Consider the following 13,375-nt stretch of genomic DNA (forward strand, 5'->3'; position numbering starts at 1 on the left):
TCGCGGAACTGAGAACAGACTCGGGTCAACCAATGAATCAGCTGAGAATCTTCTCCACCGCCGAAACCACTGCCTTCCGCCGCGACACCCGGCTGGGCGCGGCCGCGCCGTACTCAGGTGTCATCGACGACCAGCTGGTCGCGATCGCCTGGATCAGTGACAGCAGGCTGACCGAAGAGAACTGCTTCGGGACGGTACGTCGGCGCTGCGCCCGATCCAGCTCGTCGAGCCGGCTCTGGTTCACCGCGATGATCGCCTCCAGCGGCTCACCCGCCGGCCGCTCGAGCCGATACCAGCTCGTCAGCCGGAGCCGCGCCGGATTGTCCTCGAAGTAGTCGAACAAGCGGCCGGCATAAGCGGGCAGGTCCTCAGTGTCGAAGCCGACGACCTCCAGATACTCCTCGACGGACGCGCTGAACACCGCGTCGAACAGCCCGTCCTTGTTGCCGAAATACGCGTAGAGCATGGCTTTGTTGCATCCGGCCACTTCCGCGATCCGCTGCACCCGCGCCCCGGCGATGCCGCGCTCGGCGAACTCCTCGGTGGCGGCGGCCAGGATCTTGCTCCGGGTCCGGTCGGCGTTCCGCTGCTGCATACGCCCAGCATACAACTAACCAACCGGTTGGTTGCTTTCTGGTCGACGACGAGGTTAGCTAGAGATGTATCCAACCGTTTGGTTAGTTAGGACCGACAATGAGCAAGGTGTGGTTGATCACCGGAAGTTCCCGTGGCCTCGGGCGTGCGCTGCCGAGGCGGTGCTGGCGGCCGGCGACCGGGTCGTCGCAACCGCCCGGACGCCCGAGCAGCTCGCCGACCTGGTGACGAAGTACGGCGATCAGGTGCGGGCAGTGGCATTGGACGTGACTGATGCGGCGGCCGCGCGAGCCGCCGTACAGACTGCGCTGGACGAGTTCGGCGGGCTCGACGTAGTGGCGAACAACGCTGGTTATGCGAACAGCGCACCGATCGAGGAGACACCGGACGACGACTTCCGCGCACAGGTGGAGACGAACCTGTTCGGGGTGGTGAACGTGACGAAGGCGGCGCTGCCGGTGTTCCGCGAGCAGCGGCACGGGCACTTCCTGCAGTTCTCGTCGATCGGCGGACGGGTCGGCGGCACGCCCGGAATGGGCGCCTACCAGACTGCGAAATTCGCCGTCGAAGGGTTCTCCGAGGTGCTGAACAACGAGGTGAAGCCGTTCGGGGTCAAGGTCACCATCGTCGAGCCGGGCGCGTTCCGGACCGACTGGGGCGGTTCGTCGATGACGATCGCCCCGACCCACGCGGACTACGACGAGACCGTCGGCGCGATGAACCGCTACCGCGTCGAGGCGGACGGCAAGCAGGCCGGCGACCCGGCGAAGGCTGCCCAGGTGATTCTCCAGGTGGCAGACCTCGACGAGCCGCCGCTGCGGCTGCTGCTCGGCACGGATGCTCTGACCCGAGCCGAGCAAGGTGCACAGGACCGGTCCGCCGAGACCGCGACCTGGGCACACCTCTCCACCGCAACCGACTTCGACTAACTGGGCAAGCGCAGGGTGCTGAAGAACTCCCGGACATCGCTCACCAGCAGTTCGGGCTCTTCCAGCGCTGCGAAGTGACCGCCATGCGCGACGTCGTTCCAGCGGGTCACCGTGTTCTCCTGCTCGACGTACCTGCGGATCGGCACGTCATGCGCGAAGGCGAGCACCGCAGTGGGGACGCCGGAGTTCTCCTTCCCGGCTCCCCACGCCTGCGCCTGCGCGTACCCGACGTAGGCCGCAGAGTTCGCCGTACCGGTCAGCCAGTAGAGCATCACGTTGGTGAGCAGGCGATCCGGGCTGATCACGTTGCCCGGATCGGTCCAGGCGTGGAACTTGTCCATGATCCAAGCCAGCTGTCCGACCGCAGAGTCGACCAGGCCGTAGCCGATCGTCTGCGGCCTGGTCGCCTGGATCGCGATGTAGCCGAACTCCTGCTGCATGAACTTCCCGATCCGAGCGACCCGGTCCTGCTCCAGCTCGGTCAGGCTCGCCAGCTCATCCGCATCCATCGGGTACGGCGGCATCGGGCCGGGACCGCCGTTCGTGTGTACGCCGACCACGTGCTGCCGAGCCGCCCGCGCAACCTCAGGTGACACCGCACCACCGATGTCGCCACCCTGTACGCCGTACTTGTCGTAGCCCAGCCGGTTCATCAGTTCGGCCCAGACCCGGCCGATTCGGTCCGCCGTCCAACCGCCCTCGGAGACCGGCCCCGAGAACCCGAACCCGGGCAGCGACGGAATGACCACGTGGAACGCGTCCGCCGCGTCACCACCATGCGCGACCGGATCGGTCAGCGGCCCGATGACGTCGAGGAACTCGACCACCGAACCCGGCCAACCGTGCGTCAACAGCAGCGGCAACGCACCAGGCTCGGCCGACGTCACATGCAGGAAGTAGATCTGCTGACCCTCGATCTCGGTCGTGTACTGCGGGAACGCGTTCAGCTCGGCCTCCGCGGCCCGCCAGTCGTACTTCGTCCGCCAGTAGTCGACCAGCTCAGCCAGATACGCGACCGGTACGCCGGTGGTCCAGTCGTCACCGGGCAGCGGGGTGGGGAGGCGGGCGCCGGCCAGCTTCGCGGCCAGGTCGTCGAGATCGCTCTGCGGGATGTCGATGCGGAATGGCTTGATCGTCGTCATGTCTTGTACTCTGTCAGCCAGTTAGGACGGCTTCTGTCCTAGGTGATCGAGAGACTTTGCCCATGCTGGAAACCTCCGCACGACTCCTCAAACTGCTGTCCCTGCTGCAATCGCCCAAGGACTGGAGCGGTAGCGCCCTGGCCGCTGAGCTCGGCGTCGGCCCCCGAACCGTTCGCCGGGACGTGGACAAGCTCCGCAACCTCGGTTATCCGGTCGACGCCGTACCGGGGGTGGCCGGCTATCGGTTAGGCGCCGGGGCGTCGCTGCCGCCGCTGTTGCTCGATGACGAAGAAGCGGTCGCCGTCGCGGTCGGTCTGCGGGCGGCTGCCGGGGGCACGGTCGCCGGGATCGAGGAGTCGTCGGTGCGCGCGCTGACCAAGCTCGAGCAGGTGCTGCCTTCCCGGCTCCGGCACCGGGTCAAGCTGCTGCAGGGTGTCGCGGTCACTCCGTCAGGCGCGGCCGCGGTGCAACCCGACGTACTGCTGGCGGTTGCCGAGGCATGCCGCGACCACCAGCGAATGCGGTTCGACTATCGCAACCACGACGGTACGGCGGCTCGCCGTACGACAGAACCGCATCGGCTGCTGAACACCGGCCGCCGCTGGTACCTGATCGCCTGGGACCTCGACCGCGACGACTGGCGCACCTTCCGCCTGGACCGGCTCGAGCCGATCGTCCCCACCGGCCCACGCTTCACGCCGCGCGAGGTGCCCGATTCGAAGGCCGCATCCGGCGGATACCGCTACCAGGCTCGATTCCTGATCCACGCACCTGTCGAGGTCGTGGCTGACCAACTGAGCCCGAGCGTCGCCACCGTCACTGCCATCGACGCGACAACCAGTCAGGTCGAGGCAGGCTCCAACTCCCTCGACGAACTAGCCCTGTACGTCGGCTTGCTCGGCCACCGCTTCGAGATCCAGTCACCGCCCGAGCTCATCGCCCACGTCCGCGAACTGACCGCGCGGCTGGCATCTGCGGTGCGTTAGAGCCTCAGCGTTGCGTCGGGGTCGGGGTCTGGTCGAGCTGCAGCAGTTGCTGCTCGCGGAGCTTCTTGATCGCGATCGCGGTCGCGGCCTTCGCCTGGTCACACGCAGCAGTCACCTTGGCGGGCGGCGTGTAGCCGGCGACGACCTCGACGATCGTGCCCTGCGCCGCGAACAGCACGGTGGCGCAGGCCGGCCGCTCGTTGCTCTTCCCGACGATGACCTTCACCTTGTCGATCTCGACATCCGTGCCGACCATGGTGGGGAACGCCTGGCTGAAGTCGATCAGCGAGTCCCGGTCCCAGCGGATCAGGACCATCATCGAGAGTTTGTCCGAGGTCCAGGAGCAGCTCCGCGAAGTCGCCGACTTGTCGTTGCCGGCCTGTTTCAGCCCATCCTTGTCCAACAGGTCCTGGGTGACGAGCTGACAAGGCTCAGCCTCCTGGACATTCGTCGGCCGCGGAGTGGACGGTGCCGCCTGCGGTTTGTCCGGCGTCGAGACACTGCACGCGGTCAGGGCGATTGCGGCGACAGCGGTGGTTGCGGCGAACCGGCTTGCTCGGATCATGGACCCCAACTTATCGAGATCTGCCGGGACCGGTCCCTGATGACCGCAAGGGGTCATCGGCGGTAGCGTGCGTTCATGTCGCTGACCGGGGTTCAGGATCGGTACGTCGAGACAGTGCTGGGGCGGATCCGGGTGCGGGTCGGAGGTTCCGGGGAAGCGATGCTGTTCTGGCCCAGCCTGCTGATGGACGGCACCTTGTGGGCCGCGCAGGCCGCGCACTTCGCCGACCGCTATCAGGTGCTGCTGGTCGATCCGCCGGGGCACGGTGGCAGCTCGGATCTGGCCGGGCCGTTCACCTTCGAGCAGTGTGCCGACGTGATCCTGGCGATCATCGACGACCTGGGTATCGAGAAGGTCCATGTCATCGGCAACAGTTGGGGTGGGATGATCGGCGGTACGTTCGCCGCGTTGCACCCGGACCGGATCGGCCTTGCTGTGTTGATGAACGCGACCGCCTCACCGTCGAAAGCGCGCCAGAAACTTGAGTTCGGAATCATGACCACGACAGCCCGCGTGCTCGGCGGTATCCGCGGTCCCCTGGTCGGTCCCGTGGTCGATGCGTTCCTCGGCCCGACCGCGAAACGCGAGAAGCCCGAAGTCGTTGCCACAGTCAAGCAACTCGCCCAGCAGGTGAACATCCGCTCCGGCACCCACGCCGTCACCAGCGTGGTCCCCCGCCGCCCCGACCAGCGCGCCCTCTTCGCCCGCATCCGCACCCCCGTCCTCGTCGTCGCCGGCGCCGAGGACCCCACCTTCCCAGTCGCCGAAACCGAGGCCATGGCCGACGCCATCCCCGGCGCCCGCTTCGTCGTACTCGAGCAGTCCGCCCACCTCGCCGCCCTAGAATCCCCCACCGAGGTCAACGCCCTAATAGACGACTTCCTAGCCGACAACCCCTAAGCCCGCGAACGCCGCCCCGCAGAACGCGTTCCGGAGTGACGCCCGGTCCGCCCCGCCTTCACAACTGCCCCGGGGTGATGCCCGATCCGCCGCCCCATCACAACCGCCCCGGGGTGATGCCCGATCCGCCGCCCCATCACAACCGCCCCGGGGTGATGCCCGATCCGCCGCCCCATCACAACCGCCCCGGGGTGATGCCCGATCCGCCGCCCCATCACAACCGCCCCGGGGTGATGCCCGATCCGCCGCCCCATCACAACCGCCCCGCAACCCCACCCGCTCCGCCTGAACCGCACCCCAACCGCCAATTGCGATGCTGCAGCGATCCGCCCCCGCCCGTTGCCCTTCCGCAGCGCCCGAGCGCACCCGCTCCGTTAGCCGGTGGATTTTCGTCACAGAGTGCCTGTTGCGTTTTGGCGGCTGTTGCTCTCCAGACCGGTTCGGGGAGCGAGATCGCGGCAGGTGGTCGGTCGCGGTGGGCTGAGGGCTTTGCCTGGACAGGAACCCCTCCTTCCCGGATGTGCTCGTCCCGTCCGTCCGCTCGGATTCGGCCGGTGGCGTTCGCGGTGGCTGGTCGCCGCTGCGGCCGGTATTACCTGAAGCGGTGTGGCTGGGGTGGTCTTCGGCTGAGGGGGATGGTGCGGTCGGTGACCGCGGTTCCCGTTGCTTGTGGTTGGCGGGCTGTGGCTGGGCTGGCGGTGAGGAAGTCGGGCAGGTGATCCACCGCCGGGGGTTGCTGCCGTGCAGATCGGGTAGCCGGGTTCTTTAGCCGATACTTTTTCCTATATAGCGACCAAAACTTACCGACTACCGCAACCCTGCCGACCCCAGCCATAGCCCGGAAGCTCAAGCAACCGCGACCGTGGTCACCGGCCGCGCCATCCCCCTCAGCCCCAGGCGACGCCCGCCTAGCGCTTCAGTAAATCGGCCGCCGCGGCGACCAGCCACCGTCGACGTGCCCGGCCTGTCCGGTGCGGCGCGAATCGGGGGTACAGCTCTCTTTGCGGGGATCTACTGCCTCCCAGCGACAGCAGCTCCCCGCAAACACGTGGAAACCCCGACCAGCCACAGATTCACGGAGACCTACTGCCAAAATACCGGCAGCAATCATCCGTGAACCCGCACCAACCCCGCCCAGCCACCGGATTGCAGTCACCAAAGCCACGCCGATTCTGCAACAGCCTCAGAGTCCCCAAAATCCACCGGATAACGCAACTGCCCGCCGATCCGCTGCCGCCGTTCGGGCCCGCCCGGAAGGTCCGCGCGTTATCCGGTGGATTTTCGTCGCCGAGCACCCAAAATCCACCGGATAGCGCAGATCCCGCACCTCAGCCATAGCCCGTCAGTCCCAGGTAACGGGATCGCGGTCGCCGGGCTCGCCATCGCCCTCAGCCATCCGCTCTGCTCGCCGCGCTGTGTTGTCGGCCGGCCATGGCGGTCGGGCGGGGTACAGACCGAAAAAGCCTCGGCCGGGCACGTCGGTTCGTGGTTCCTCGCCGCGACCGACCGACCTGAAAGACAGCACGGCCGGTCGCCGCAGTAGCTGAGATGGATAGGCCGGTGACCGAGCTCCCGTTGCCTAGGGCTTCCGAGCTTCGGTTGCGGTCCGAGCGAGGAGGCCGCTTCCCCCGTTTCCGTCGCCTGAACTTCCGAGCTTCGGTCGCGGCCCGAGAAAAGCGCCGGTTCCCGAGCTCCCGTTGCCTAGGGCTGATGGGCTCTGGTTGCGGTTCCGGCAAGACACCGACGACCAACCTCCCGTCGCCTGAGCTTCCGGACCTCGGTTGCCGTCCAAGAACCCGCCGCCAGCTCCCACCCCATCTCACCTAGCCCCATCTCATGGGTTCCCCCACCAGCTTGCGGCTTCTGCACTCGCATGGGCGATTTCTAGGGGTGGTTGCAACACCGGGTTGGTTTCTAGGTAGTGAGTAGATCACGTAGGCGTTCGGCTGGGGTGTCCCAGTCGAGTGTTTTGCGTGGTCGGGCGTTGAGTTGCTGGGCGACGTGTTCGAGGTCTGCTGGTCCGTGGACGGATAGGTCGGTGCCTTTGGGGAAGTACTGGCGCAGGAGCCCGTTGGTGTTCTCGTTGGTGCCGCGCTGCCAGGGTGAGTGGGGGTCGCAGAAGTAGACGGCCATGTCGGTCGCGATCGTGAACTGTTTGTGGCGGGCCATTTCGCAGCCCTGGTCCCAGGTCAGCGAGCCGCGTAGGTGTTCGGGCAGGGTCTGCATGGCTTTGATGAGTCCGTCGCGGACGGGTTCGGCTTCGTGGCTGCCGGGCAGGTGGACCAGCATCGTGTAGCGGGTGGTGCGTTCGACCAGGGTCGCGATCGCGGACTGGTTGCCCGCGCCCATGATCAGGTCGCCTTCCCAGTGGCCTGGGACTGCGCGGTCTTCGACGTCTGCGGGGCGCTCGGAGATCATGAGCATGTCGTCGATGAACCGGGACTGGCGCTGTTCGGGGTCGCGGTGGGGTTTGCGGCGGGTCCTTCCGGTGCGCAGTGCTTCGGCGACTTTGCGTTTGAGGCCGCCGCGGGCCTGGAAGTAGAGCGCTTGGTAGATCGTTTCGGGGCTCACGCGCATGCTCTCGTCATCGGGGAAGTCTTTGACGAGCCTGTGGCAGATCTGCTCCGGAGACAACTTCAGCTCCAGCCACTCTTCGACCTGGGCCCGCAGGACGGGATTGGTGACCAGCTTGGAGGTCTTGGGCCGGGCCCGGCTCGCCGCGGCGTCGCGGTGGGCCTGGTGGGGCAGGTAGATCCCCTCAACGCTGTGCGCAGCCACCTCACGCGACACCGTGGACTTGTTCTTCCCGATACCTTCAGCGATCACGGTGAAAGTGCGCTTGTTCACCAGCCCGTCAGCCACCGCCAGCCGATCATCCAAGGACAGGTAACGGTCACTGATCACGGCATCGGCTGGTCGGGTCACAGTAGTGGCATAGCAGGTCGCAGCACCCGAACCCACGACCCGGCCATCGGGATAGACCCGCGCGCCGTCGACGGTGCGGACCCCGTGATGCCAGTCCCACCCGGTGCGCCGGTCCACCCCCACCTCACGGGCCGCGGCAGTGATCGACCAGCCCGACCCCATCAGCTCGCTGAACCGGGCCTGGGCCTGCGCGTTGTGCTTCACCGCCCGCACCGCGGGAACCAGCCCCGCAGCCGCCAGGATCCGCCGGGCAGTGTCATGCCTCAACCCGCACGACCTACCAGCACCCGTGATGTTCCCCGAGTCCTTGAACTCCGCGATCACCCGCTCACGCAACACATCAGTGATCACCGTCCGCCGGCCAGCCCCACTCCGGCCCAAAGCCCGCAACACCTCATAGCCACGATCAGCCCTGATCCCCAACGACTCACACGCCACCGAGACCAGAACCCCACCATCAACCAACCGCAACAACACACCACCATGACGCTCAACATCCACAGCCAACGACACAGACATTGCAACTCCTCCAGATCAAGGCGTGAACCGTTCCCGCTTCGGTGGACACCTGGGGTAGCTGCCCGATTCGTCGGGAGTTTGTAGATGGGTTCGACTCGTCGTAGTTTCAGTGAGGAGTACAAGCGCGAGGCGGTGGGTTTCGTGCTTGCTGGTGGCCGGTCGGTTGCTGAGGTCGCGCGCAATATCGGTGTTCACGAGATGACGTTGGGTAGATGGGTGAAGAAAGCTAAAGACTCCGAGGAGCCGGCGGTGCCTGATGATGGCCCGTTGGGTGAGTCCGAGCGGCTGGAGCTGATCCGGTTGCGGGAACAGGCCAAGAATGACAAGGCCGCGATTGCCGAGCTGCAGATGCAGGTCGAGTTCGCGAAAAAAGTAGCGACCTGGTTCGCGAAAGGAAAGCAGTGATTTTCGCTGCTGTCGCGGATTGGGCTGATTCCGATGTTTATCCGGTGGCGTTCATGTGCGCCGAGCTGGGTGTCTCCAGGTCGGGCTACTACGCCTGGCGCAAAGCTGCCCCGTCGCAGCACCAGACCGACGACGAGGCGTTGATGGTGCTCCTGCGGCATCTGCATGCTCAGGCGCGCGGGAACCCTGGCGTGCGGCGGATGCGCGCGGAGCTGGCCGCTGCCGGGCACCGGGTCGGGCACAAGCGCGTCTACCGTCTGATGCGGCTGGCCGGGCTGCGTGGCCGGCATCCGAAGGCCTGGAAGCGAACCACGGTCCACGGCGACCATCCAGTCAACGCACCAGACCTGATCGACCGCTCGTTCACTGCTGACGAACTGAACCAGAAGTGGTGCGGAGACATCACCTACGTCAAGACCTGGACCGGCTGGGCCTACGTCGCGACCGTGATCGACCTGCATTCGCGCGCCATCATCGGCTACGCGATCGCCGACCACATGCGCACCAGCCTCGTCACCGACGCGCTCGACATGGCCATCGCGAACCGGAAACCATCGGCCGGTGTCATCTTCCATTCCGACCGCGGCACACAATACACATCCAGCGAATTCGACCGGTACTGCACAAAAGCCGGAATCCGCAGATCGCTCGGCCGGACCGGGATCTGTTACGACAATGCGGTATCCGAATCAACATTCGCGACTTACAAGAAAGAACTCATCCACACCCGGCCCTGGCCGGACCTTAAAACCCTCACGGCCGCAACAATCGACTGGGTAGATGACTACTTCAACACTATCCGCCGTCACTCCACTCTCGGATATTTGACACCCCGAGAATACGAGCTAGGGTTCAGAGAAATCAACCAACTGGCAGCCTAAACCGGCGTCCAAAAAAGCGGGAACACTCCAGCGTTGCAACGACCACGAGAACCCGCCATGCGGGTCCAGAACCCACCACCTGATGGGCCAACCCAGCAGACGCCAGCCCGACCGTTCCCCATTTTGATGGGTCCACCCATCCGGTTGTGGGTTGGCCCACCGCATGCGGTGGGCCAACCCGCGAATTGCCTGGCCCACCCACCAAACCGGGCCGCCGCGCACCCGTCGTACCGGGCTGGAGTGGTTCGTTTGGTCGGGGCACCCACCCGGTGGGGGCCAGAACCCACAAGCCGACGGGTCAACCCAGCAGACCCGGCCCGACCGGTCCCCATTTGATGGGTCCACCCATCCGGTTGCGGGAGAGCTAACCGCATGCGGTTGGCCAACCCGCGAATTGCCTGGCCCACCCACCAAATCGGGTCCCCGCGCGCCCGCCGTACCGGGCTGTTGGTGGGGGCACCTACTCGGTTGGGGGTTCCCAGCCCGGGAGTTGCTGGGGGGACCTCCCGGGTGGTGGGTGGACCCGTGGAATGGGGTTAGCGGCGGGTGGGGACGGGGGTTCGAGTTAGGTCGGAGGCGATGATGATTTCGCCGGTGAATTCGGCGGCGGCTTCTTCGTGGAAGCGGTCGGGTTCGAGGTAGCGCTGGGAGAAGTGGGTGAGGACGAGTTTGCGGGCGCCGGATTCCTGGGCTACTCGGGCGGCTTGGCGGGCGGTGAGGTGGCCGAAGCGGCGGGCCAGGTCGGCTTCGGCGGAGAGGTAGGTGGACTCGATGACGAGGAGGTCGGCCTGGTCGGCGAGGCGGAGGACGTTTTCGCAGAGGCGGGTGTCCATGATGAAGGCGAAGCGTTGGCCGGGGCGTGGTTCGCTGACCTGGTCGACGCGCACCGTGCGGCCGTCGATCGAGAGGGAGCCGGCTCGTTGGAGTCGGGCGATGTCCGGTCCGGTGATGCCGAAGGCCTTGAGCTGGTCGGGGAGCATGCGGCGGCCGTCGGGCTCGATCAGTTGGTAGCCGAAGGACTCGACGGAGTGCTCCAATCGGCGGGCCCACAGCTGGCCGAACGGGCCGACGGCGAGTAGACCGTCCTCCTCGACCGGCTCCTCCAGCAACTCGGCTCGCTCGTAGAAGGAGGCGGCGTACCGGAGGCGGGTGAAGTACTCCTGCCCCGACGCCGGATAGTGCGCGTGAACAGGATGCGGTACGTCGTCCAGTGACAGCCGCTGCACGATTCCCGGTACGCCGAGGCAGTGGTCGCCGTGGAAGTGAGTGATGCAGAGCCGGGTGATCGCGCCGGCCGCGACCCCGGCGTACAGCATCTGCCGTTGGGTCCCCTCCCCCGGATCGAACAGGAACCCTTCCCCGTCCCAGCGCAGGAAGTAGCCGTTCTGGGTGCGTTCCCGCGAAGGCACCTGACTTCCCGTGCCAAGCATGACGAACTCGCGCATGTCAGGCCAGTACGTCGGCCAGCGTGGCCGAGGAGATGTTGGCACCGCACGAAACCACGGCGACCCGGCCAGAGTTGAACGTCCGAGCCGCTGCGAACGCCATCGCGGCGGAACCCTCGATCAGGTGGTGTTCGGTGTCGATGACCGCCTTCAGGGCAGCACGGATCGCGGGCTCGTCCACGAGAATCCACTCGTCGACCAGCTCGCGGCAGAGGTCGAAGGTGATCGAACCGGGCTCGACGCTGCCCGCAGTCCCGTCGGACAACGTCGGCCCCGCGTCGACGGGGATGATCTTGCCCGCGCGCACCGACTCGGCCATCGCGGCATCGGCCGACGGCGAAGCGCCGTACACCTTGATGCCGGGGAGTTGTTGTTTGAGCACGGCAGCGACGCCGCTGATCAGACCGCCGCCACCGACGGCGACGACCACCCCGTCGAGGGACTCGCCCTTCAGCTGCTTGATCAGCTCGACGCCGATCGTGCCTTGGCCGGCGATCACGTCGGCATCGTTGTACGGCGAGACGTAGGTCAGGCCGTGTTCGTCCGCATAGGCGCGGGCTTTGAGCTCCTGGGCGCCGGTGTCGTTGCCCTCGGCCCGCAGCTCGGCCCCGAGCCGTTGGAGCGCGGCGACCTTACTGCTCGACGCGTTCTCCGGCAGGTAGACGATCGCCCGCCCGCCCAGCAGGGCCAGCGCATTCGCGACACCGAGTCCGTGGTTGCCCGAGGACGCGGTGACCACGCCGGCCTGCCGCTGGGAGTCGGTCAGCGTGAGGATCTTCGCCAGCGCACCCCGCGCCTTGAACGAGCCGGTGCGCTGCAGGTGCTCGCACTTGGCCAGTACGTCGACGCCCAGGTCAGCACTGAAACCGTGGAACGGGAGCAGCGGCGTCGGCGGCAGGTACTCGTGCAGAGACGGCGCGATCCCCCGCGAGCGATCGGCGATCTCGGCAGCGGTCACCGGCATTGTGCCTCCTCATAAGCTGTGCGTCTCGACTGCAGGTTATCCGGAGGGTGGGCGCGTGACGGAGTCAATGTGGAGCGGGTACCAGTACGAGGAGACCGATGCCGACGGCTGGTCGACGTACTGGCGCCTGGACCCGCGCGGCCAGAACCTCGCGCTGAACGACTGGCTCGGCGACGCCACAAAACTCGGTCATCGGCTCTGGGAGCGCGCGGCGACACCCGCCGGGGTTCGCGGCGTTTGGCGTACGACGGCCGCCTCCGTTCGGCTCGAGGTCCGCGCGGCGCAGGGGATCTACGGCAGGATCGCCCCGCTGGATGTGCTCGTGAACGGCGAACTGCACGAACGCTGCATGCTCGAGGAAGGCGAACAACAGCTCGCCGTGGAACTGCCGGCCGGGCCCCTCAGTGTCGAGATCTGGTTGCCGCAAGCGGGACGGATCGCGGTCCGCGGGCTGGAGTTCGACGGCGCGGCTGAACCGGTGCCGCTGAGCGGGCCGCGGTGGATCACCTACGGCAGCTCGATCACCCAGTGCAGCGGTGCGGCCGGACCCTCAGAGACCTGGCCGGCGCTGGTCGCCCGCCACCACGGCTGGGACCTGACCTGCCTCGGCCTCTCCGGCGAGTGTCACCTGGATCCAGTGGTCGCCCGAACGATCCGCGACACCCCGGCCCGGCTGATCTCGCTCTGCCTCGGCGTCAACATCCAGGGCGGCGCCACCTTCAGCGGCCGCACCCTCCCCGGCCAGGTCGAGTCGTTCATCGCAACCATCCGCTCCGGCCACCCCACCACGCCGATCGTCGTCATCACCCCGCTCCCCGTACCCGACCGCGACGACGAACCGAACGCCGTCGGCCTGACCCTCAACGACATCCGCACCTGCGTCGAACTCGGCGCCCGCGCAGACCCCGCCGTACAGATCATCGACGGCCGCACCATCCTCACCGGCGACGAACCCCGCACCCTCTACACAGACGGCCTACACCCAGGCCGCGCCGGCTACCGCCTCATCGCCCAGAGACTCATCCCACTCCTCCACCCGGCAGGCTGAAACCGGGGGTGCGCACAACGCACGGTGGCCTTGAACAAGTTATGCATTGTTCAAGGCCACCGTTTCCTGTTC

At 66.7% G+C, this 13,375-nt stretch carries 12 protein-coding genes; 6 read left to right on the forward strand and 6 right to left on the reverse strand.

Going from position 1 to position 13,375, the window contains the following annotated elements:
* Positions 1-37: 37 nt before the first annotated feature.
* Positions 38-595, reverse strand: a complete 558-nt coding sequence (locus OG474_RS08910; protein WP_405061754.1) for a TetR family transcriptional regulator — start codon at positions 593-595, stop codon at positions 38-40.
* A 109-nt stretch (positions 596-704) separates the two neighbouring features.
* On the opposite strand from OG474_RS08910, the gene OG474_RS08915 reads away from it, so the two are divergent.
* On the forward strand, positions 705-1,523 hold the full coding sequence (locus OG474_RS08915; RefSeq protein WP_405061755.1) for an SDR family NAD(P)-dependent oxidoreductase: 819 nt from the start codon (positions 705-707) through the stop codon (positions 1,521-1,523).
* On the opposite strand, the gene OG474_RS08920 is transcribed toward OG474_RS08915, so the two are convergent.
* Positions 1,520-2,665, reverse strand: a complete 1,146-nt coding sequence (locus OG474_RS08920) for an epoxide hydrolase family protein (protein ID WP_405061756.1) — start codon at positions 2,663-2,665, stop codon at positions 1,520-1,522. The two genes, OG474_RS08915 and OG474_RS08920, sit on opposite strands and share 4 nt — an antisense overlap.
* Positions 2,666-2,727: 62 nt before the next feature.
* Here OG474_RS08920 and OG474_RS08925 point away from each other — a divergent pair, with 62 nt between their 5' ends.
* On the forward strand, positions 2,728-3,651 hold the full coding sequence (locus OG474_RS08925; RefSeq protein ID WP_405061757.1) for a helix-turn-helix transcriptional regulator: 924 nt from the start codon (positions 2,728-2,730) through the stop codon (positions 3,649-3,651).
* Positions 3,652-3,655: 4 nt separating this feature from the next.
* Here OG474_RS08925 and OG474_RS08930 read toward each other — a convergent pair whose 3' ends face one another.
* A complete protein-coding gene (locus tag OG474_RS08930) occupies positions 3,656-4,216 on the reverse strand; it encodes a DUF3558 family protein (RefSeq protein ID WP_405061758.1) in 561 nt (186 codons plus the stop codon).
* Positions 4,217-4,291: 75 nt separating this feature from the next.
* Between OG474_RS08930 and OG474_RS08935 the strand changes: the two genes are divergently transcribed.
* Positions 4,292-5,116 carry an alpha/beta fold hydrolase gene (locus OG474_RS08935; RefSeq protein WP_405061759.1) on the forward strand — a complete coding sequence of 275 codons (825 nt, stop codon included), beginning with the start codon at positions 4,292-4,294 and terminating at the stop codon, positions 5,114-5,116.
* 1,914 nt (positions 5,117-7,030) lie between these two features.
* On the opposite strand, the gene OG474_RS08940 is transcribed toward OG474_RS08935, so the two are convergent.
* A complete protein-coding gene (locus tag OG474_RS08940; protein ID WP_405064556.1) occupies positions 7,031-8,203 on the reverse strand; it encodes an IS30 family transposase in 1,173 nt (390 codons plus the stop codon).
* 441 nt (positions 8,204-8,644) lie between these two features.
* Here OG474_RS08940 and OG474_RS08945 point away from each other — a divergent pair, with 441 nt between their 5' ends.
* Together OG474_RS08945 and OG474_RS08950 are read left to right on the forward strand one after the other, a co-directional pair.
* Positions 8,645-8,965 (forward strand): transposase, encoded by a 321-nt coding sequence (locus tag OG474_RS08945; protein WP_405056219.1) that lies wholly within the window; start codon positions 8,645-8,647, stop codon positions 8,963-8,965.
* Positions 8,962-9,846, forward strand: coding sequence for an IS3 family transposase (locus tag OG474_RS08950; protein WP_405056218.1), 885 nt, complete (start codon positions 8,962-8,964; stop codon positions 9,844-9,846). The genes OG474_RS08945 and OG474_RS08950 overlap by 4 nt, the downstream gene beginning before the upstream one ends.
* A gap of 536 nt (positions 9,847-10,382) precedes the next feature.
* On the opposite strand, the gene OG474_RS08955 is transcribed toward OG474_RS08950, so the two are convergent.
* Both OG474_RS08955 and OG474_RS08960 read right to left on the reverse strand, forming a co-directional pair.
* On the reverse strand, positions 10,383-11,291 hold the full coding sequence (locus OG474_RS08955) for a ribonuclease Z (RefSeq protein WP_405061760.1): 909 nt from the start codon (positions 11,289-11,291) through the stop codon (positions 10,383-10,385).
* Between the two features lies 1 nt (position 11,292).
* The gene (locus OG474_RS08960; RefSeq protein WP_405061761.1) at positions 11,293-12,255 is read right to left on the reverse strand and encodes a pyridoxal-phosphate dependent enzyme; all 963 of its coding nucleotides are present in this window, start codon (positions 12,253-12,255) and stop codon (positions 11,293-11,295) included.
* A 55-nt stretch (positions 12,256-12,310) separates the two neighbouring features.
* Between OG474_RS08960 and OG474_RS08965 the strand changes: the two genes are divergently transcribed.
* Positions 12,311-13,303, forward strand: coding sequence for a GDSL-type esterase/lipase family protein (locus OG474_RS08965; RefSeq protein WP_405061762.1), 993 nt, complete (start codon positions 12,311-12,313; stop codon positions 13,301-13,303).
* The last annotated feature ends 72 nt before the right edge of the window (positions 13,304-13,375 follow it).

The sequence above is a fragment of the Kribbella sp. NBC_01505 genome (assembly GCF_045040285.1).
Taxonomy (GTDB): domain Bacteria; phylum Actinomycetota; class Actinomycetes; order Propionibacteriales; family Kribbellaceae; genus Kribbella.

Excerpts from the sequence above, each read along its gene's own strand:
- OG474_RS08945 (WP_405056219.1), top strand. The coding sequence starts at position 8,645 with ATGGGTTCGACTCGTCGTAGTTTCAGTGAGGAGTACAAGCGCGAGGCG.
- OG474_RS08925 (WP_405061757.1), top strand. The coding sequence starts at position 2,728 with ATGCTGGAAACCTCCGCACGACTCCTCAAACTGCTGTCCCTGCTGCAA.
- OG474_RS08920 (WP_405061756.1), bottom strand. The coding sequence starts at position 2,665 with ATGACGACGATCAAGCCATTCCGCATCGACATCCCGCAGAGCGATCTC.
- OG474_RS08930 (WP_405061758.1), bottom strand. The coding sequence starts at position 4,216 with ATGATCCGAGCAAGCCGGTTCGCCGCAACCACCGCTGTCGCCGCAATC.
- OG474_RS08940 (WP_405064556.1), bottom strand. The coding sequence starts at position 8,203 with ATGGGGTCGGGCTGGTCGATCACTGCCGCGGCCCGTGAGGTGGGGGTG.
- OG474_RS08910 (WP_405061754.1), bottom strand. The coding sequence starts at position 595 with ATGCAGCAGCGGAACGCCGACCGGACCCGGAGCAAGATCCTGGCCGCC.
- OG474_RS08935 (WP_405061759.1), top strand. The coding sequence starts at position 4,292 with ATGTCGCTGACCGGGGTTCAGGATCGGTACGTCGAGACAGTGCTGGGG.
- OG474_RS08955 (WP_405061760.1), bottom strand. The coding sequence starts at position 11,291 with ATGCGCGAGTTCGTCATGCTTGGCACGGGAAGTCAGGTGCCTTCGCGG.
- OG474_RS08960 (WP_405061761.1), bottom strand. The coding sequence starts at position 12,255 with ATGCCGGTGACCGCTGCCGAGATCGCCGATCGCTCGCGGGGGATCGCG.